Origin of the sequence: Paraburkholderia sp. (genome assembly GCF_035656215.1) — a bacterium.
In the GTDB taxonomy this organism is placed as follows: domain Bacteria; phylum Pseudomonadota; class Gammaproteobacteria; order Burkholderiales; family Burkholderiaceae; genus Paraburkholderia.
The window spans coordinates 1-19,074 of record NZ_DASRSY010000125.1 but is presented as its reverse complement, the minus strand read 5'-3'; the positions used below and the strand labels follow the sequence as shown (position 1 = coordinate 19,074).

At 61.4% G+C, this 19,074-nt stretch carries 16 protein-coding genes and 1 pseudogene; 12 read left to right on the top strand and 5 right to left on the bottom strand.

The features are described 5' to 3' along the window. The first annotated feature begins 16 nt into the window (after positions 1–16). The 12 genes from VFE81_RS07255 (at position 17) to VFE81_RS07200 (ending at position 13,183) form a co-directional block, all read left to right on the top strand. Positions 17–913, top strand: a complete 897-nt coding sequence (locus VFE81_RS07255; RefSeq protein ID WP_325043946.1) for a sugar ABC transporter permease — start codon at positions 17–19, stop codon at positions 911–913. A 9-nt stretch (positions 914–922) separates the two neighbouring features. Further along, positions 923–1,822, top strand: coding sequence for a carbohydrate ABC transporter permease (locus VFE81_RS07250; RefSeq protein WP_325043945.1), 900 nt, complete (start codon positions 923–925; stop codon positions 1,820–1,822). Positions 1,823–1,883: 61 nt separating this feature from the next. Beyond that, a complete protein-coding gene (locus VFE81_RS07245; protein ID WP_325043944.1) occupies positions 1,884–2,945 on the top strand; it encodes an ABC transporter ATP-binding protein in 1,062 nt (353 codons plus the stop codon). Positions 2,946–3,058: 113 nt separating this feature from the next. Further along, on the top strand, positions 3,059–3,844 hold the full coding sequence (locus VFE81_RS07240) for an HpcH/HpaI aldolase family protein (protein ID WP_325043943.1): 786 nt from the start codon (positions 3,059–3,061) through the stop codon (positions 3,842–3,844). Between the two features lie 9 nt (positions 3,845–3,853). Next, positions 3,854–4,591, top strand: a complete 738-nt coding sequence (locus VFE81_RS07235) for an alpha/beta hydrolase (RefSeq protein ID WP_325043942.1) — start codon at positions 3,854–3,856, stop codon at positions 4,589–4,591. Continuing rightward, a complete protein-coding gene (gene otnK / locus VFE81_RS07230; RefSeq protein WP_325043941.1) occupies positions 4,588–5,907 on the top strand; it encodes a 3-oxo-tetronate kinase in 1,320 nt (439 codons plus the stop codon). The genes VFE81_RS07235 and otnK overlap by 4 nt, the downstream gene beginning before the upstream one ends. Next, positions 5,904–6,305 carry a class II aldolase/adducin family protein gene (locus VFE81_RS07225; protein ID WP_325043940.1) on the top strand — a complete coding sequence of 134 codons (402 nt, stop codon included), beginning with the start codon at positions 5,904–5,906 and terminating at the stop codon, positions 6,303–6,305. The genes otnK and VFE81_RS07225 overlap by 4 nt, the downstream gene beginning before the upstream one ends. 286 nt (positions 6,306–6,591) lie before the next feature. Beyond that, entirely contained in the window at positions 6,592–7,746 is a 1,155-nt protein-coding gene (locus tag VFE81_RS07220) for a porin (RefSeq protein ID WP_325043939.1), read from the top strand. Between the two features lie 169 nt (positions 7,747–7,915). After that, positions 7,916–8,905 (top strand): ester cyclase, encoded by a 990-nt coding sequence (locus tag VFE81_RS07215; protein ID WP_325043938.1) that lies wholly within the window; start codon positions 7,916–7,918, stop codon positions 8,903–8,905. A gap of 309 nt (positions 8,906–9,214) precedes the next feature. After that, entirely contained in the window at positions 9,215–10,225 is a 1,011-nt protein-coding gene (locus VFE81_RS07210) for an asparaginase (RefSeq protein ID WP_325043937.1), read from the top strand. A gap of 370 nt (positions 10,226–10,595) precedes the next feature. After that, the gene (locus tag VFE81_RS07205) at positions 10,596–11,636 is read left to right on the top strand and encodes an ester cyclase (RefSeq protein ID WP_325043936.1); all 1,041 of its coding nucleotides are present in this window, start codon (positions 10,596–10,598) and stop codon (positions 11,634–11,636) included. Positions 11,637–11,746: 110 nt separating this feature from the next. Then, the gene (locus tag VFE81_RS07200; protein ID WP_325043935.1) at positions 11,747–13,183 is read left to right on the top strand and encodes an aspartate ammonia-lyase; all 1,437 of its coding nucleotides are present in this window, start codon (positions 11,747–11,749) and stop codon (positions 13,181–13,183) included. Between the two features lie 145 nt (positions 13,184–13,328). Here VFE81_RS07200 and VFE81_RS07195 read toward each other — a convergent pair. The 5 genes and pseudogenes from VFE81_RS07195 to VFE81_RS07175 form a co-directional block, all read right to left on the bottom strand. Then, positions 13,329–13,466, bottom strand: a pseudogene (locus tag VFE81_RS07195) (DUF2945 domain-containing protein); the annotation flags it as partial. Between the two features lie 109 nt (positions 13,467–13,575). After that, the gene (locus tag VFE81_RS07190; protein WP_325043934.1) at positions 13,576–14,817 is read right to left on the bottom strand and encodes an MFS transporter; all 1,242 of its coding nucleotides are present in this window, start codon (positions 14,815–14,817) and stop codon (positions 13,576–13,578) included. A gap of 171 nt (positions 14,818–14,988) precedes the next feature. Continuing rightward, entirely contained in the window at positions 14,989–16,443 is a 1,455-nt protein-coding gene (locus VFE81_RS07185) for a sulfatase-like hydrolase/transferase (RefSeq protein ID WP_325043933.1), read from the bottom strand. Between the two features lie 76 nt (positions 16,444–16,519). Then, positions 16,520–17,317: a GntR family transcriptional regulator gene (locus tag VFE81_RS07180; protein WP_325043932.1), complete on the bottom strand. Its 798-nt coding sequence runs from the start codon at positions 17,315–17,317 to the stop codon at positions 16,520–16,522. Between the two features lie 153 nt (positions 17,318–17,470). Further along, positions 17,471–18,718 carry an SLC13 family permease gene (locus VFE81_RS07175; protein ID WP_325043931.1) on the bottom strand — a complete coding sequence of 416 codons (1,248 nt, stop codon included), beginning with the start codon at positions 18,716–18,718 and terminating at the stop codon, positions 17,471–17,473. Positions 18,719–19,074: the final 356 nt, after the last annotated feature.

The following is a 19,074-nucleotide window of genomic DNA, read 5'->3' as shown; positions in this document are numbered from 1 at the left end:
TTCGGGAGAATGGTTCATGTCTGAACGCCTTGCCAAATATGGAATGGTGACGCCGGGGATTCTGATCGTCCTTGGCACAGCCCTTTACCCGCTTGTCACCACCTTTTATCTGAGCTTCCGGAACTGGAATCTCGGTCGCGCGAACGAATCTAAATCGCTCTGGGTGCCGTCGGACGGCTGGTCCCAGATCGGCTATCTGTTCGAGAACTACACGCGCGCCGTGACCGACCCGTCTATGTGGAACTCGGCGTGGGTGACGGCCAGGTTTACGGCGGCGTCCACCCTGCTGACCGTCGGGTTCGCGCTCGCGATTGCGGTGTTGCTGTTTCGCGGGGGCATCGTGCGCGCCGCGCTCCGCTCAATGCTGATCCTGCCATTCGCGATGAGCCCGGCCCTCATCGGCGCATTGTGGCGTTTTATGGCGAATGCCGATTTCGGCCTCGCGGGTGCGATCAGCCGCGCGCTCCATCTGCACGACTTCGACCTGCTCGGCAATCCGACGGCGGCTTTCTGGCTGGTGCTATCGAGCGACGTGTGGCACTGGACGCCGTACTTCGCGCTGATCTTCATCGGTGCGCTTGCGTCGGTGCCAAAGGAAACCCAGGAAGCGGCCGAGATCGACGGTGCCAGTCCGCTGCGGGTGTTCCTTTCGATCACCCTGCCGCAACTGGTCCCGGTACTGGCCGTTGCGCTGGTACTGAAGGCGATCTTCGCGCTCAAGGTGTTCGACCAGATCGTGATGATCACCAACGGCGGCCCGGGACAGGCTACGCAGACGCTGACCCACTTCATCTATTTCCAGGGTTTCAAGTACCTGAACATGGGTTACGCGTCCGCGCTCGGCTGGCTGCTCGTGATCCCGATGATGCTGCTGACCGTGCTGTACGTACGACTTACCCAGCGTGGCAAATAAGGACCGTCCATGACCGCCAAACCACTGCAAGAGAGGTTGTCGTCTACCTCGACCCACTCCCGACCGGCGTCGGTCTATCGCGCACCCAGCGCGCTGCGGGTGCGGCTCGCGATGCTCGGCCGCGCCGTGGCGCTTGCGTTGCTCGCGCTCATTATCCTGTTGCCGCTACTGTGGATCCTGTCGGCAGCATTCAAGCATTACGTCGATATCTACCAGTTGCGTGTCACGTTCAAACCGACGCTGGGCAACTTCGTCGAAATCATGCGTGAGCCGTTTCGCGTGCAGGACAAGCTGGTCAACTCGCTGATCGTGTCGCTGTCAACCGTGGCGATTACCCTGCCGATCGCGACGGCTGCTGCTTACTCGTTCTCGCGCTTCCGGCTGTTCGCGCACAAGTCGCTGATGGTGGCCGTGCTCGCCACGCAATTCCTGCCTCCGGTCGTGATCGTCCTGCCGTTTTTCCTGATGTTTCGGAACCTGGGTCTGTACGACACGCGCACTGCGTTGATTGTCGTGCAGACGGCGATGGTGATGCCGTTCGCAATCTGGATGATCAAGGGCTTCATCGACCAGATTCCGATCGACATCGAGGAATCGGCGCGAATCGACGGTGCGACGCGCCTGCAGGTGCTCTATCAGATGATCATGCCGATCGCGTTTCCAGGCATCGTGACCGCCGGCATCTTCTGCTTCATCCTGTCGTGGAACGACTTCATTATCGCCGTGATCCTCACCTCCGAAGACGCCGTCACACTGCCGGTGGCCATGGGTATGTTCAACCGGGAAGAAGGCGACCTGTGGCAACTGCTGTCCGCGACCGGGATCCTGATCATGGTGCCGATGTTCCTGTTTGCATCGTACATGCAGCGCTATCTGATCCGCGGCACGACGGCCGGCGCAGTGCGCTGATGGGCGCGCATCGCACACTGCCTCTGACTCCCGACGCCCAACCCTGACCAAGGCGAAGCTCATGACTACCGTCACATTGAACCGCATCAACAAGACCTGGGGTGGTTTCCAGGCCGTAAAAAACCTCGACCTGGCGGTCGCCGAAGGCGAGTTCCTGGTGCTGCTCGGCCCGTCGGGCTGCGGCAAGACCACCACCATGCGGATGATTGCAGGCCTTGAGGACCCGACTGACGGCGAGCTGCTGTTCGATGCTGAACGCATGAACGGCGTGCCGCCCCGCCAGCGCGATGTCTCGATGGTGTTTCAGAACTACGGCCTGTATCCGCATATGAGCGTGTACGACAACATCGCGTATCCGCTGAAGCTGCGCGGCGTCGCGCGCGAGCAGCGTGATCGCGAGGTCAAACGCGCGGCGGACCGGGTTGAGCTCGGACACCTGCTCGCGCGCCGTCCCGCCGCATTATCGGGCGGGCAGCGCCAGCGCGTGGCACTGGCGCGCTCGATCGTGCGACGCCCGCGCGTGTTCCTGATGGACGAGCCGTTGTCGAACCTCGACGCGAAACTGCGCGGCACCATGCGCGCCGAACTGAAGCATCTGGCACGTGAACTTGCCGTGACCACGGTGTATGTGACGCACGATCAGGTTGAAGCAATGACACTCGCGTCGCGCGTGGCCATCATGAAGGACGGTGTGCTGCAGCAGATCGATACGCCCGAGCACATCTACAACGAACCCGCGAATGCGTTCGTGGCCGCCTTTATCGGTGCCCCAGCGATGAACCTGCTGCACGGCGAGGGTCGGGGCCAGCAGTTCGTGCTGCCCGACGGCCTTGTCCTGCCGATTGTGCCGCCGCGCAATGGGCCGCTCACGCTCGGCGTGCGCCCGGAAGACATTGTGATCGGTTCGGACGCGACGCCGGGTGCCTTCGCGTCGGACATCTTCGCATTCGAACTACTGGGTGATAACACGCTGATTACCCTGAAGCTTGGCGGTCAGCATTTTGTCGTCAAGGGTGACAAGGCAGTCCGTTACGCGGATGGCGACCGGATTGGCGTGCGACCCGAGCCGTCCAGAATCTTCTGGTTCGACGGCACGAGCGGTGCGCGCCTGAGCACTCCCTGAACCTGGTGTCCGCGTGAACACGCGAACGTGAGCGCGACTGACAGCGAGCGCAGATCGATGGCTCGCTGGATGAATCTGAATGAATGCAGTACGAACGACGAGATAGTCAGAACATGCGTCCCAATCTTGCAAAACAGAAGTTTCTCGCCGGTGAGCCGGTCGTCAATGCCTGGCTGTCCATTCCGAGCAGCTACGCCGCCGAAATCGTCGCGAGTCAGGGCTTCGACTCGGTGACGGTCGATCTGCAGCACGGCATGGTCGGCTTTGACGCCGCTCTTGGCATGCTGCAGGCGATCAGCATCACGCCGGCCACACCGCTGGTGCGCTGCCCGTCGCTGAACGGCCCGGAAATCATGCGCCTGCTTGACGCCGGCGCCTATGGCGTGATCTGCCCGTCAGTCGACACGCCCGAGATGGCACGCGAATTCGTCGCCGCGTGCCGGTACCCGGGGGTCGGCACGCGCTCGTTTGGTCCGGCGCGTGGGGTACTCTACGGCGGAGCCGATTACTTTGCGCATGCGAACGACACGGTCCTCGCGCTGGCGATGATCGAGTCGCAAAGCGCGCTCGACAATCTCGAGGCGATCCTTGATACGCCGGGACTCGACGGTATCTACATCGGGCCGAACGATCTTGCACTCAGTCTGGGAGCGGCCCCGACGGCCGAGCCGGGCGAAGTGGTACAGCACGCCATCGAACGCATTCTCGGTGCGGTCCGTGAACGCGGTCTGCTCGCTGGCATGTTCTGCAGCGACGGCGATGCCGCCCGTCGCCGGCTGGAGCAAGGTTTCCATCTCGTCACGCCCGGCAATGACGCGAATGCGCTAGCGACGGCCAGCACCGCGCGCTTGCTGGCCGCGCGTGGTGGCAAGGCCGCCGCGGCCGGCAACGGCTACTGAGTTTAGCGAATGACCAGCAACTCCCCGTTGGTGCTCCTGCCCGGCACGTTGTGTGACGAACGGGTCTGGCGCGCACAAATCGACGCGTTGTCCGGCGAGCGACAAATCTTTGTCTGCGTGCTGGGCAGCGAGCTAACGCTTCCGGAAGAGGTCGCGTCGTTGCTCGCGACGCTGCCGCCGCGTTTCAGTCTCGCGGGCTTTTCGCTCGGCGGCATTGCCGCGTTCGAGTTCTACCGGCAGGCGCCCCAGCGCATCGAACGGCTCGCGTTGATCGCGGCGAACGCGCGTGCCGATAACGAAGCGAATCACGCACCGCGCCGGCAGCTTGCCGCGCGCGTCGCGGCAGGCGATCTGGGCCGTGTGTTGCGGGACGCATTGCTGCCGAACTATCTGTCGCCTGCATGCGGGCGAAGCGACGTGCTGGCTAGCGAGATCAGTGCCATGGCGAAGGCGACTGCTTCGCGCTTCGCGCGTCAGGTCGAGTATGCGTGCGGGCGGCCGGACTCGCGAGCGCTTCTGAGCTCGATCGACGTGCCTGTGCTGATTCTCTACGGCGAGGACGACCGCGTTTGCCCGGTTGAGCGCCAGCTGGAGATGGCAGATGAGATACCGCACGCGACGCTGCACGCGGTACCTGCCTGTGGACATTTCGTTTTGCTCGAAGCGCCCGATGTGTGCAGCGCTGCGCTGACACGCTGGCTTAATGCCACAACGCAGGAAGGTCCAACCACGGGAGAGGCACTGTGACGGTTTCAAGGAAGCAAACGGGACCCGTGCTCGGCTGCATTGCCGATGACTTCACTGGCGCGACTGACCTTGCAAACATGCTAGTGCGCGGCGGTATGCGCACGGTGCAGACCATCGGCGTGCCGGGCACGCCCGACGCCGCAGACGCCGACGCGGTTGTCGTCGCGCTGAAGTCGCGCACGATGGACGCCGCTGACGCGGTAGCGCAAGCGCTTGCCGCGCTCGCCTGGTTACGCGCACAAGGCTGCCGCCAGTTCTTCTTCAAATACTGTTCGACGTTCGATTCAACCGACGCCGGCAACATTGGACCGGTTACCGACGCGCTGCTCGACGCGCTAAACGAACTACCTGGAAGCGACTTCACGATTGCCTGTCCGGCCTTTCCTGAAAATGGCCGCACCGTGTATCACGGCCACCTGTTCGTGGGCGACGTGCTGCTCAACGAATCGGGCATGCAAAACCACCCGCTCACGCCGATGACCGACCCCAACCTCGTACGCGTACTGCAACGGCAGACGCACTCGAAAGTTGGGCTCGTCCGCTACGAGGCCGTCACAAAAGGGCCCGCTGCCGCACGTGCGGCGCTCGATGCGCTGCGTGCCGAACGCGTGCGCATCGCCATCGCGGATGCGGCTTGCGATGCGGATCTGTACGCGCTGGGCGAGGCTTGCGCGGACCTGGCGCTCGTTACGGGCGGTTCGGGCGTCGCGCTCGGTCTGCCTGCCAATTTTCGGCGAGCGGGTCTGCTTGCGCAAGCCGAACAGGCGGGCAGGCTGCCGGGGGTCGACGGGCCGGCGGTCGTGCTGGCCGGTAGCGCATCCAGGGCAACCAACGCGCAGGTGGCCGCGTGGCGCGTGGACAAACCCAGCTTTCGCATCGATCCGCTCGCCCTCGCGCGTGGCGAAGCATTGGTGGAACAGGCCGTGGCGTTTGCGCACGGGCATTTCAACGGCGCGCAGCCGCAGCCCGTGCTGATTTACGCGACGACGACACCCGAAGAAGTGCAGGCGGTCCAGCACGAACTGGGCGTGGCCCAGGCGGGACAGCTCGTGGAACAGGCGCTTGCCACCGTCGCGCGTGAGTTGCGCACGCTCGGTGTGCGCAAGTTTGTGGTGGCCGGCGGCGAAACTTCGGGCGCAGTCGTGCAGGCGCTCGGCGTGCAGTCGTTGCGCATCGGCGCGCAGATCGACCCCGGCGTCCCTGCCACCGTCAGTACCGACGATACACCGATCGCGCTCGCGCTGAAATCAGGCAACTTCGGCACCGTGGATTTCTTTTCGAAGGCCCTCAAACATCTTGACGGAGTGGTGTCATGACGCGGCAGTCCATCGCGGGCAGCGAAACGGCGATCCGCGAAGAAATCTGTGTGGTCGGTGCAAGCCTGTATAACCGCGGCTACACGGTCGGTACCGCAGGCAACATCAGTGCGCGGCTCGAAGACGAGTGGCTGATTACGCCGACCGACGCGTGTCTGGGGCGACTCGACCCTGCGTGTATCGACCGGATCGATCTCGCAGGCAGGTGGGTGTCGGGCGACAAGCCGTCGAAGACCCTCGCCCTGCCGCGCGATCTACGACAGCAATCGCGAGGCGCGCGGCATTGTGCACACGCATTCGACGCATCTGGTCGCGCTCACGCTTTTCGACAGCGCGAACGGCCGGGGCGTCTGGCGCGAAGACGACGTATTGCCGCCACATTCGGTGTGAAGTGGTAGGGCGCCGAAGGTAACGGCTGCGGAAAGGTCAACGAGCCCGCGGCCGGAACACAGATTGATCTGTGATGTGCCGTATTGCGAAACTGTTTGTGTGACTCGTACGAGCATTAAGGATAACTGATCGAGCTGAATGGGATGCGGGGTCAGGAGGGAATGGACCTCCCTCCTGACTGGGCGACCTGGTTCGCGGGAAGCAGTAGCGGAAATCCGGGAAACCGGCGGGTAGTGGCTGCGCGTCAGTGATGGCCACCGGGTGGGATCGCCACAATCGTAAGGGAGACAGGAAATGAAAGGGACACGCGTACTTCTATCGTTGACCTGCTGCGCCGCGGTAGTGACCGCGCACGCACAGAGCAGCGTCACGCTTTACGGCATCATCGATGACGGATTCTTCTACACCAGCAATCAGGGCGGCGGTCACGCGTATCAGATGCAAAGCGGCACACTCAGCGCAAGTCGCTTCGGCTTCAAGGGACGCGAGGATCTGGGCGGCGGCTATGCGACAATTTTCGCACTGGAAAATGGTTTCAATGTAAATAGCGGCAAGCTGGGGCAGGGCGGTCGCCTGTTTGGACGGCAGTCGTGGGTTGGCATAGCAGCGCCGGTAGGGAACTTCACACTTGGCCGCCAGTATGATCTGGCCACCGATTTCATCGGGCCGTTCGAATCAGGATATGCATGGTCCGGCGGACCCGGCACGCAACCGGGCGATCATAACGACTTCAATGGCAGCTTCCGGCTGAACAATGCGCTGAAGTTCGTCAGTGCAGACTTCAGCGGCTTGAGAATGGGCGCGACCTATTCGCTAGGTGGGGTGGCGGGTTCGCCGTCGACCAACAGTACGTGGGGCGTGGGCGTAACTTATGTGGCCGGGCCGTTCGCCATGGCTGGAACGCTGTCGCATATCAACAGTCCGAACACTTCGGTCTTTGACGGGACGTCGACCACGGTGGGGGCAAACGTGTCGGGGCTGAGCTTTTCCGGTTTTGCCTCGGCGCGCACGTTGCAGATCGCCGCGCTCGGCGCGTCGGTCAGGTTTGGCGGATCGACAATCGGCGGCACCTACAGCAACACGGAGTTCAAAGGGCTCGGCAGTGCCTCGGGCCCCAATCCGCACGGCTACGAGGGCACAGGCGTGCTCAACAGTTTCGAGCTGAACTATCGCTATCAATTCACGCCGGCGCTGACGGCGGGTACCGCATTTATCTACACACGTGTCAACCCGGTGAACGGCGCCCCGGGTGCAATCTATCGGCAGGTCAACCTCGGAACGGACTATCAACTGTCCAAGCGTACCGACGTCTATCTGTTCGGCTATGCGCAGTCGGCGAGCGGGACGAATTCTGAAGCTCACGCGGCAGTCGCGCAGTTGGCATTTACTGCGGCGTCGTCGAGTAACCGGCAATTGGGTGTGGCAACCGGCCTAAGGCATCGGTTCTGATACGTAAAACGGGTTATGTCCAGGAATCGATATGCCCTTCGTTGACGACACCCTGACAGGTTTCGTCCTGATAAACCAGCGGGTTGGCGCGTCGCCGTGTGGCTCACGGGCCGGCGAACAGGTGGCGCATTCGCATTAACACTCATTGATACGGGATGGAGGTTCTGACATGAGCATCAATCTTGGTTCGTACAAGAACGTACCGGATTTTATCTACGGCATTACGCGTGAGATCTGGGAAGACCGGGGTATCGGCGCAAAGCTGCAAAAGTATTACGCGCCGGACATCCTGTTGCGCGCAGCCACGGGGTTCACCGGCAGTAACGACGGTGTGACCGCGCAGACCCTGCAGACGCTGCACCAGTTTCCCGACCGGCAACTGGTCGGCGAGGACGTGATCTGGACCCCGCACGATGACGGCACCTTCCTGTCCTCGCATCGGCTCACCTCGGTGATGCGGCATACCGGTGACGGCATCCTGGGCAAGGCGCAAGGCCGTACGGTGCGCAGCCGCATCATTGCCGACTGCTGGGTGCGTGACCAGGTGGTGGTCGAGGAGTGGCTGGTGCGCGATCAGGCCGCCTTTGCCCGATGCCTCGGCATGGAGCCACGCTCACTCGCGCGCGACATGACGGATCGCGATATCCGCAATGGTGTACCCATTTCCTACTTCGCGCCGGAACACGACAAACCGGGCCACTACAAGGCGGCGATTGAGGACGACCCGACCGTTGACACCTACTGCAAAAGTTTCCGTCGGCTTTGGCACGACAAGGAAACCGCGGTCATCCGCGACCTGTACTTCCACGGGGCGGCCTTTCACGCGCCGGGGGGCGATGTGCTTTATGGCCACGGCGACATCGACACGTTTGCGCTTGGCTATCTCGCCTCGTTTCCCGACGCTGTCCTGAAAATCGAAACGGCCCGCGTCAACCGCGACCCCGAGCAACCCGTGCGCGTGGCGATCCGATGGTCGCTGACAGGCACGCATAGTGGGTTCGGCCATTTTGGCGAACCGACCGGCGCGCCTGTGTACGTGATGGGCATGAGTCACGTGAACATGACCGGCAACCAGGTCATGACGGAATACATGGTGACTGACGAAGTATCGATCTGGAAACAGATCTTCGCGCACATCGAGAGTAAAGCCGGGGCGTGAACGGCACTTGTGGCTCAGGTTCGGATTCTGAACGTCGTTTCGCGCTGGAGAGTACCCAGTGAGGGGCGGATGACAGACCCGGGTCATCGGGTTTCGTCAGATGCAAAGGACTTGATTGCACAGCCCGATGAGGGCGCGCTCTGGTTCGGGAACCTGGGCACGCTGGATTACGCTGGCAGTCACCGTAAGGACTTTCGCGACTCTTGCTGTAATCGGCACGCGCAAGGCAGAAAGTAGCCGGAATGGTGCGTCAGTTACGGCTGCGTCAAAAAGCTATTCAGCTTTGAACCCAGTAAGGAAGCAGGCTCGATGACAAGCTCGAACAGGACCCCGAACACTCCGCGCCGGATTGTGATACTCGGCGTCGGCGGCACGATCGCCGCGTCGGCCGCGAGCGCCACGCAGACGCACGACTACAAGCTGACAGGCACGCTCGACACGGTTCTGGAGCAGGTGCCGCAACTCAGGGAGATCGCGAACGTCAGCAGTGAGCAGGTGGCGAATGTGGCGAGCCACGAGGTCGACAACGCAGTCTTGCTGCGCCTGGCGAGCCGGGTGAATAGGCATCTCGCCGATCCGGCAGTGGATGGCGTTGTCATCACGCACGGCACCGATACGCTTGAAGAGACCGCCTATTTCCTGCATCTCGTCGTCAAGAGCGGGAAACCTGTGGTCGTCACGGGCGCCATGCGTCCTTCATCGGCCTTGAGTGCAGACGGTCCGCTCAACCTGTATAACGCGGTTCGCGTAACGATCAGCGAGGACGCACCCGGTATGGGCGTCCTCGTCGTACTCGACGAGCGTGTGGTGTCGGCGCGCGATGTGACGAAAACGCACACCAGTGCCACCGATGCCTTCAGGGGCCTGGATTCAGCCGACCTCGGCGCGCTCAGTGGCGGCAGGGTTCGTTTCGCGGCGTTCCCGCTGCGCAAGCATACGCGTGACACGCTCTTCGATCTCGCGGCCGTCCAGACGTTGCCGCAGGTCGACATCGTCTACGGCTATCAGAATGCCGGTACGCATTTCTTCAGCGCGGCCATTGAAGCCGGAGCGCGCGGCATCGTTTTCGCTGCGACCGGCAACGGCAGCCTGTCGGAAGCGGCGAAAGCCGGGGCGCTGTTGGCGCGCGAGCGCGGCGTCGCGGTTGTCCGCTCGAGCCGGGTGGCGGCCGGTGCGGTCAGTGAGTGTGCCGACGATAAATGCTATGACACGATTGCGGCGGATACGTTGAACCCCCAGAAGGCGCGCATCCTGCTGATGCTTGGGCTCGCGCACGGCATGGACACCGCCGCCTTGCGCCGCGCCTTCGAGATTTACTGAGCAAACCGGGCGCCGCTATGGAATTTTCGTAACGGGTGCGGACCGTTGCGCACCATGATTTTTTTCTGAAGGAAACGGCGTTCGACAGTTGACGAGGAGGTACGACCTAACCCCGGAACACGATTGCAGCCAGCCATGGAGAGTCGCCTGCAGACCTGAAGGCAGCGAAAACGTCGGTGGGTTTCTGCAACTTCAATTCTGGCCGAGCGCCGCGTCCACGTTGGAAAGACACCGCCTTGGGATCTGTGACACGCTTTCGACCCATCAAGCCCCGTGTGTGATTGCGTCGTGGTCATTTCGGTCGCGTCCTGCGCGGCAGGGCGGCGACATACAGCGTCACATCTAACCGTTTTTCTGAAGGAGTGTTTAAATGAACGAACAACTGACTGACATCGATCCCGCCGCCTATGCGCCGTACCGCGATCCGCGCGAATACATTACCAGCTGGACTGACAGGATCTGGATCACGCGCGGCCTCGGGCATCTGAAGGATCACTATGCGCCTGACGTGAAGGTTCATACGTGCTACGGTGAGACCTACGGGTTCGAAGATGTGATGAAGAATTCGCTGCAGAAGATGGTGGCGTTTCCAAATCGCGGGGGCGGTCACGATGACGTGATCTGGGAACAGCGCGGCCCGAACGGTTTTGTCAGCGCACATCGGGTGTTCAATAACGCGACTCATCTTGGTCACTGGACGTATGGACCGCCGACGGGCAAGGATTGGGTGAACCGCGGGATGGCGCACTGTGTCGTGCAGGACAACAAGGTGGTCGAGGAATGGGTCATTCGCGACGAGTACGCGGTACTTGAGCACCTCGGTCTCGATCCATTCAAGGTCGCCGCGCAACTTGCCGCACATTCACCTGTTCTGGGCACGGCCATCGACACGGGCGCCCAGGCGGCGCCTTTTGCCGGTCGCATCGAAAATCCCGTCAAGGCAGGCATTTCGGGGGTGCGGCCGAACCGCTATGTGGCCGAATGCGAGATGGTCGCGGAGATGTTCAGGAATGTCTGGAACGGCCGTTTCTTCGACATGGTACCGCGCTATTTCAGCGACACAATCGTCTGCCAGACGGTGCGGCTGCGGCGGGTGATGGGCATTGTGCCTTATCAGATGGAGTTGATGAGCCTGCTAGCCGCGGTACCCGACGCTCAGGTGGAAATACGTGACTTCGCTGTACACGAGTCGACCGACCTTGGCCTGCGTATCGGTACGGTCTGGCTGTTGCGCGGTACGTATTGCGGATCCCCCGTGTATGGGCCGACCAACAACGCACCGGTGAACATCCTTGGTTCGTCGCACTTCGAGATCCGCAATGGCAAGATCATCCGTGAAGTGCGGATCTTCGACGAAATCGCGGTCATGGCGCAGATCATCAAGGCCGGCCAGGAGCCGGTGGCTGAGTAATGCGGAGGGGGCATTTCAGTGAACCCGATTCACGCTTTTACGGCGGACCCCCTTCTGAACGCCCACTCGCCGGCGTCGGACCTTTCGACAGCCTCTCGTAGGACGACACAATGGATACCAGACTCATGAGCGCTACACGCGAAGAACACGATGCACTCGGTACGCTGACCCTTTTCGACACACTCGATTATGGCATTCAAACCGCGCGTGCCCGGGAAAACTTCCCCGTCTCGCGCACGACGATCGCCGACATTCCTGGCTTCGTCAGCAGCATCGCGCAGATCAAGAAAGCTGCAGCGATCGCCAACCGGCAAATCGGTGTGCTGCCAGTAGAGATGGCTCGGGCCATTGTCGCAGCGGCTGACGAGATCATCGCCCATCAGAAGGCCGAAGCTTTTCCCGTCGATATCTATCATGGCGGTGGTGGAACGTCCGCCAACATGAACCTGAACGAAGTAATCGGGATACGCGCGAACGAAATCCTGACGGGAAAGAAAGGTAGCGACACCGTTCACCCCAACACCCACGTCAATATGGGGCAGTCGACGAACGACGTCATACCCGCGGCGATGAAGATGACCGCGTATGGACTGCTCGCCAGTCTGGAGCTTGCGCTCACGGAGTTTATCGCGCTGCTCGCCGTGAAGGAGCAAGAGTTTGCGACAGTAGTTAAACTCAGCCGGACCTGCTTGCAGGATGCATTGCCCATTACCCTCGGTCAGCAATTCAGCGGCTATCGCGAAGGGCTTCAACGTCAGGTGGGTGAACTCGCGCGTGTGCGCGAAACGTGCGTATTGCTGCCGCTCGCGGCGACCGCCGTGGGTACCGAATTCGGCACGTTCCCCGGATACAAAAGCGCGGTATACCGTGCACTGGGTTCGATTACCGGAGTTAGTTACGCTCCAGAGCCGAATTTCTTCGACGGGCTGCAAAATGCGGATATCTGGTTGTCAGTCTCGGGGGCACTTAAGGCAGTCGGGTTGCTGCTGAACAAGTTCTGCGCGGATCTGCGCCTGATGTCCTCTGGACCGCGCGCGGGACTTGCAGAGATCACGTTACCGGCGGTCCAGCCGGGATCTTCAATCATGCCCGGCAAGATCAATCCGGTCATCCCGGAAATGGTGATGCAGATCTACTTTCGTGTGCTCGGCAACGATGCCGCTGTAGCGCGCGCATGCGAGGGTGAACTCGATCTCAATGTGTGGGAGTCGCTGATCCTCAACTGCATCAGTGAATCTGCCACACTTCTCACGGCTGCGTTGCCATTGCTTGGCGCGAAATGTGTTCGCGGCATTCGCGCCGATGCCCAACGTTGCGCTCGCGATGCGGAGCGTTCGCTCGCGCTTTCAACGGTGCTGGCCACCTTATTCGACTACGAGCGGGCCAGTGCCGTCGCACAGCGTGCCGCAGCTGAAGACAAGACCATCGAGGCCGTCGTGGTGGAAAGCGGGATCATGAGCGTAGCCGATGCAAGACGCTATCTCGACCCGGCCGTACTGACGTCACCGGAGAAATTCCGTGCGCTGTTTGACGCAAAGTTGGACTAAACGAAGAAGCTCGCGAGTTCGGGGTGGATTTGACGCTTGCACACACGTTCAGTGTAACGCGCGCGTTCATGCACGCATGAACGCTACCGGCGGCGAAAAATGACAGCCCGGATACGAGCCAGATAGACGATAGTCAATTAACATCGGGATCGTCTTCAGAAGCGTGATGCACGTGCCCCTTGTAGTCGAAGTCCGTGGTGCGAATGGCAATGATCGTCCCCGACACCCGACCTGCCTCGGAATTCCAGCTCACGTGCTCGCCAATCCTCAATGTCCTGGTCATCTTGCGGGTTCCTCGTTTCTTCCAGCATTTCCTTCAGAACGATCGCATCGTTGTGCTCCTCGTCATGTGCGCTGTAGACGAGGGTACGCGCTAAACATCAACGGCTTGTTCAACGCTTTTCCGCCGAAAGTTCGGGCTTGCATCGCAGGGAAGCGGGTTTGTTTTCCGGCAGCGTCATGGTAACGATCGCGCACAGCACCGTGCACGCGGCGAGGAACCCGAACGCGCCGTCATAGGAGCCATGACGCGCGACGATGAGAAACCCCATCACCGCTGGCGATGCGACGCCCGCCAGTTGACTCCCGAGATTGACGATGCCTGCGGCCATGCCCATGTCTTTCGCGTCGATCAGTTTGAGCGGCAGCGCCCACAGTGCGATGAACGATATCTTCATGCTGAAGGCGAGCACCAACTGACACGCAATGACGACCGGCAGGTCCCGCACGTTCAGCATGACGAACAGACTGATTCCGGCCAGCACTACGCTTGCGAGCAGCAGATACTTCTCGCGCCCGGCGAAGGCCTTGTCGGCGAGCCAGCCGCCCGCCAGCATACCGACGATGCCCGCGATACCCGGCAGCGCGGAAACGAATCCGGCATGCACGAGATCGAGCTTCTGCACCTTCATCAAGTAAGATGGGAGCCAGGACAGAAAACCCCAGATGAGAATGTTGACCCCGAAGTTAATTACCGAGATCTTCCAGATGTTGCTGTCCCGAATGAGTTCGCCAAAGCCGCGTGGCGATACGTAGCCACCGCCCGCCGGCGACTGATTGCTCGGCGCCGGATGCGACTTGCGCGTGCCGAAGAAGTACAGCGCGAACGCAACAAGACCAATCGCCGACGCGCCGACGAACATCCCACGCCAGCCCGTATGCGCGATCAACGGCACCGCAAGTAGCGGCGCGACGACGAGGCTCAGTGGATTCGTTGCGAGCATGAACGACTGGACGCGCGCTCGCTCGTTCTTCGCATAGCCTTCGGCGACTGCCTTGTATGCGGCGGTCGGAAAGCACCCTTCAAAGATGCCGAACAGAAAGCGGATCACGAACATCGCCGCGAGCGACCACGCCAGTCCGCTTGCGGCGGTGAAGATAGCAAACATCGCGATGGAGAACAGGACGGTCTTGCGCGTGCCGATCCTGTCGGCGATCCAGCCGCCGGGCAACTGGATCAGCGCGTAGCCCAGGAAAAACACGCTCAGCAGCAGCCCGAGCCCGGATTCGTCGATCTTGAACTCGGCGCCTATGAAGGGCAGCGCCAGGTTGATCAAAAAGCGCTCCAGGTAGCTCGCGAACCAGCATACGAACAGGATGGATGCGAACTGAAATTTCTGATTCGAAACGTTCATACGTTCCTCACTTTTGAGTACCGGACGCGCCTGCCTTGCCGGCATGTTGTCTCGATGAGCCGCGCATACCCGGACTTCAATGTCTCCCGCTATGGACTAACCCACTGCGCGAACGGCATGCGCTCTTGACGACGCTCTCGTTCGCGCGGCGTGTTGCGTGTGCCGCTGCGTTCAGTCGAAGATGACCGGCGCGCCCGGCGGCGGGCTGAAGCCCAGGTCGCCACGCGCGATCACGGCTTCGCGTCCGCCATTGGCCGCCAGCAATTCCGATTGACGCTCGCGCACCATGCGGTCCACGTCGTGCGGATCGCAGATCCGAAGCAGCCGCTCGTGGCATTCGCGCAGCACGCCTGCATACTGCGGATCGGTGGCGCGGTCCTCCAGTTCTTCCGGGTCGGTGCCAAGATCGAACAGTTGCGGCGGGTAATCCACGTAGTACACGTATTTGTACTGCCTGTGCCGGATCATGAACGCGCCGGTCGCCGAGCCCATGCCATGATATTCCGTCAGCACGTTGCGATCAGGCTTCGCGCCGTCGGCGATGTCCTCCAGCGACACGCCAGGGAAACCGTCGATCAGTGCGGGATCGGTTTCGCCGACCGAGCGGAGGATGAACGGATAGGCATCGACGTGACTCACGGGCGTATCGACCACCTTGCCAGATTCGATGCCCGGCCCCGCCACAATCATTGGTACGCCAGACGCTTCTTCGAACATCGTCGATTTGCCCCACATGCCACGCGAGCCGAGGTTGTCGCCGTGATCGCTCGTGTACATCACGCGCGTGCTGTCGGTGAGGCCGGCATCCTCTAGCGCCTTCAGCACGAGGCCGATGTTTTCGTCGAGGAACGAACACAGCCCGTAATAGCCCGCCAGGGCCTTCTTGAGCTTGTGCTCGTCGAAGTAGTCGTCGTAGTTGAAGCTGTCGCGATAGTCGACAAGATACGGATGCGTCGGCCGCTCCTCCTTGCGATAGAGCTTCGGCAGCGGCAGATTGCGGTCGTAGTACTTGTAGAAATGCTGCGGCGGTGCGGTGAGCGGGAAGTGCGGCGCGACGAATGAGACGAACAGGACCCAAGGTTTGTCCGCGTGCTTCTGCGCCGCTTCGCGCAGCCACACCTGGGCGCGCGAGGCGATTTCGCGGTCGTAGAATGTGTACTGGCTTTCGCCGGGACCGGCCATGTTCGCCATCTTGTACGCGCCCTTGCGCACCGGCAGATCGCTGCGCACGAGGCCCATCAGATCGCCCTTGCCCTGGATGATGTGCATCGGGATGATTTCTTCGGTAAAGCCGTGGTCCTCGCCCGTCAGCTTGAAATGCAGCTTGCCGATCGACGTCACGTTATGTCCGCGCTCGCGCAGCTTGTGATGCCAGCTCGGCACGTCGCCGTCGTAGGCGTCGGCGTTGTCCGCATAGCCGATCTGATGAATGTACTTGCCGACCGCGAAAGACGCGCGCGCCGGAATGCACACAGGGCTCGCGCAGTACGCGGAGCTGAAGCGCGTGCCGCGGGCGGCGAGGGCGTCGAGATTCGGAGTCTCAACGATGCCGTTGCCCGCGCAGCCGAGCATCTTGGGGTTGTGCTCGTCGGACATGATGATGAGCAGGTTCTGGGAATCTTTCATTGTTCCTCCAACTATGTAGGACTATAGTTTTCACCAGGTAAAATTTTTTGAGACGACGTCCCGCCCCGGCGAATGGCTAGCGCGATGAATGGCCCATTCTCGGCAACTGATCGGGGATGCTGAGTACGCGATCGGTAGTCGGAATGGAAAACTCCTGGTAGTACACGCACGCGGTTTCGCCCATCAGCGCCGCGGCCTGCATGAAAAGACCGGCTTCGCCCTTGCGCGTGCCGATGACCTCGGCCGTGGCTGCGTCGAATTTGACGACGCTCACGTCATGTGTGATGCGGGTGATCGGCACGTTCAATTCGCCGACGATAACCGTCTTGAAGTTCAGCCCATCGAGCGAGCGCAACGGTGCCCTGGACAGGCGCGGCAGAATGCGGCTATCCATGTAGAAGCGCACGAGCACGTCGAATTCGCCATTCACGTTGAGGACGCGCGTGATCAGCGTGAGGTTGTCGCCCGCGTCGGGGAAATAGCGGCTGCACGCGCCGCGTGTCTTGACGCGTTCGCGGCTCAGCACTTTCGAATAGACAGGCAGAAAGCTCACACCGTCGGTGTCGAGAAAGCGGCAGTGCCACGGGTCTTCCATACGCAGGTCGTTTTCGGCGACGAAGCTGCCCAGCCCGTGATGCCGCACCACCACGCCTTGATCCACCAGCGTGCGCAACGCGCGCTGCACGGTGCCGAGGCTGAAGGGGGTCATGACCGCGAGTTCTTCCTCGGTGGGGAGCCTGTCGCCGGCTTTCCAGTGGCCGTCGGTGATGGCTTGCATCAGCACGCTGGACAGGCGCATGTACTTCGGCGCGCCGCTGCGGTCGGGACGCGTGAGCGCGGCGAAAATGTCGGGGCTGGCGGCTGCTGACTGCATCGGAAAGGAACCTTGTTCGGAAGAAACGATAGACCTATATAGTTCTATAGCACAATACGCTTGCAAGGCGGTTTACGCAACGGGCGGCTGATGAGGGTTAACCCAATCGAGTCTGGTTTTTCATCCGGAGCTCATCCACAACTAACGCGCAACTCAGCGGATCAGAAGCGCGCCCAGCGGAAGGAATAATGTCAGCGCGACGGTCCACTTCAACAGATCCTTGAACGTCTTGTCGTCGCCATGCAGCTCCGCGAGCACGAGGCCGCCACCCAGATGAAACGGGCTGGCCGTGATTACGACGATGCTGCTAGCCGACAGCGCCAGTTGGATCGACGCCAGCAACGCCGAGGGCTCATGAGCGAGCGAGCGCGTTACCACCGGAATCACGAGCCCGAGCACCACCACCGACGACGCCTCGAAGTTCGCCATGAGCGTGCCGAGGTAAGTCATTCCCACGCGCACCAGCGACTGTTGCTCCATGCTTTGCAGGAGTTCGCCGGTTGCCTGCAATACTCCGACTGTTTCGAGCATGCCGATATAAATCAAAATCCCCGAGATCATGATGACCATGCTCCACGGCAGATCGGCAACGACCTTGCGGGTGTCGGCCCTCACCGCGATATTGAGCAGGATGCCCATCGAGAACGCGCTCAAGCCGACGTCGTGCCGGGTCAATACGAGCGCGATAAAGCCGAGTAGCGCGGCAAGCGCGGTCCATTGCTGCCACGTGAGCATCGATCGGGAGGAGGGCGCCGCGAGGACCGTCTGTGCTGCCGCATCGCGCGGCTTGGGGCGTGCGATCAGTTCCGAACCGCCGAATGCGAAGAAGGCCAGTAGCGCGAAGGCGAGATTGATCGCGAACTGGCAGAAAAAGAATTCCGTGGGGAGCAGCGTCACGCCGCCTTTGGCCGCTTGCGCGATGACCACTTTGGCCCATGGATTGAACGGTGACAGTCCGCCGATGCAGCCTCCCTGTATGGTCACGATGCCCATTAACGCGGGACGGATATTTTCGCGCCGCGCAATCTCCAATGCGACCGGTAACGTGATGACCAGCGCGGCGATCGGCAGCGCACCGAGTGCGCAGATCAATGCAGTGAGAGTGCAGGTGGTCCACGGCAACAGCCAGGGACGCCCGCGCGCGAGCGCGACGGCACGGTGCACGATGAGTTCCGCGAGACCGCTATCGCGCACGAGATTCCATAGGTACATCACGCCAAGAATCAGCAAGACCAGATCCGTCGGGAAGGCGGCAAATACCCGCTTTTGCGGCACGCCGGCGATCTCCACCAGCAGGAAAGTCGCGGGAATGGCCACCAGTCCGAGGTTGATGCCACGCCATAGGCTGACTACGAAAATGACGACCAGCAGGACAAGCGCAACGATATGGATGGTGGTCATACCGGTGTCTCCTCATATTTGTCTTTCGTCGTGAACGGCGAGCACAGGCGCATTTGCGTCATCGGCAACTATGGGCGGCGGATGCGCGCGGCAACCGGCCCGCTATAGCCGGCTTTCGAGCGGGATGCCATGGATGCTGCCGCCCCGCCAGACAAGTGGTCCTAGTGATGTATTATCATGTATCAATACATTAGGAGGCATGCTATCGCCCGGATTCTGCGCGTGTCAACTAGCGTAATCGCGAAGAAGGCGCCGGAAACCGCATGGCAGTGAGTCTTGTCCGGGTGCGTGCCAGTGCAGGAAACAGTCAATCGGGACTCTGTGCGGAACTCGCCGTTCGCCCCAATGTTGACATC

Coding starts and splice junctions, on each gene's coding strand:
- VFE81_RS07255 (WP_325043946.1), top strand. CDS start 17: ATGTCTGAACGCCTTGCCAAATATGGAATGGTGACGCCGGGGATTCTG.
- VFE81_RS07250 (WP_325043945.1), top strand. CDS start 923: ATGACCGCCAAACCACTGCAAGAGAGGTTGTCGTCTACCTCGACCCAC.
- VFE81_RS07245 (WP_325043944.1), top strand. CDS start 1,884: ATGACTACCGTCACATTGAACCGCATCAACAAGACCTGGGGTGGTTTC.
- VFE81_RS07240 (WP_325043943.1), top strand. CDS start 3,059: ATGCGTCCCAATCTTGCAAAACAGAAGTTTCTCGCCGGTGAGCCGGTC.
- VFE81_RS07235 (WP_325043942.1), top strand. CDS start 3,854: ATGACCAGCAACTCCCCGTTGGTGCTCCTGCCCGGCACGTTGTGTGAC.
- VFE81_RS07225 (WP_325043940.1), top strand. CDS start 5,904: ATGACGCGGCAGTCCATCGCGGGCAGCGAAACGGCGATCCGCGAAGAA.
- VFE81_RS07220 (WP_325043939.1), top strand. CDS start 6,592: ATGAAAGGGACACGCGTACTTCTATCGTTGACCTGCTGCGCCGCGGTA.
- VFE81_RS07215 (WP_325043938.1), top strand. CDS start 7,916: ATGAGCATCAATCTTGGTTCGTACAAGAACGTACCGGATTTTATCTAC.
- VFE81_RS07210 (WP_325043937.1), top strand. CDS start 9,215: ATGACAAGCTCGAACAGGACCCCGAACACTCCGCGCCGGATTGTGATA.
- VFE81_RS07205 (WP_325043936.1), top strand. CDS start 10,596: ATGAACGAACAACTGACTGACATCGATCCCGCCGCCTATGCGCCGTAC.
- VFE81_RS07200 (WP_325043935.1), top strand. CDS start 11,747: ATGGATACCAGACTCATGAGCGCTACACGCGAAGAACACGATGCACTC.
- VFE81_RS07190 (WP_325043934.1), bottom strand. CDS start 14,817: ATGAACGTTTCGAATCAGAAATTTCAGTTCGCATCCATCCTGTTCGTA.
- VFE81_RS07185 (WP_325043933.1), bottom strand. CDS start 16,443: ATGAAAGATTCCCAGAACCTGCTCATCATCATGTCCGACGAGCACAAC.
- VFE81_RS07180 (WP_325043932.1), bottom strand. CDS start 17,317: ATGCAGTCAGCAGCCGCCAGCCCCGACATTTTCGCCGCGCTCACGCGT.
- VFE81_RS07175 (WP_325043931.1), bottom strand. CDS start 18,718: ATGACCACCATCCATATCGTTGCGCTTGTCCTGCTGGTCGTCATTTTC.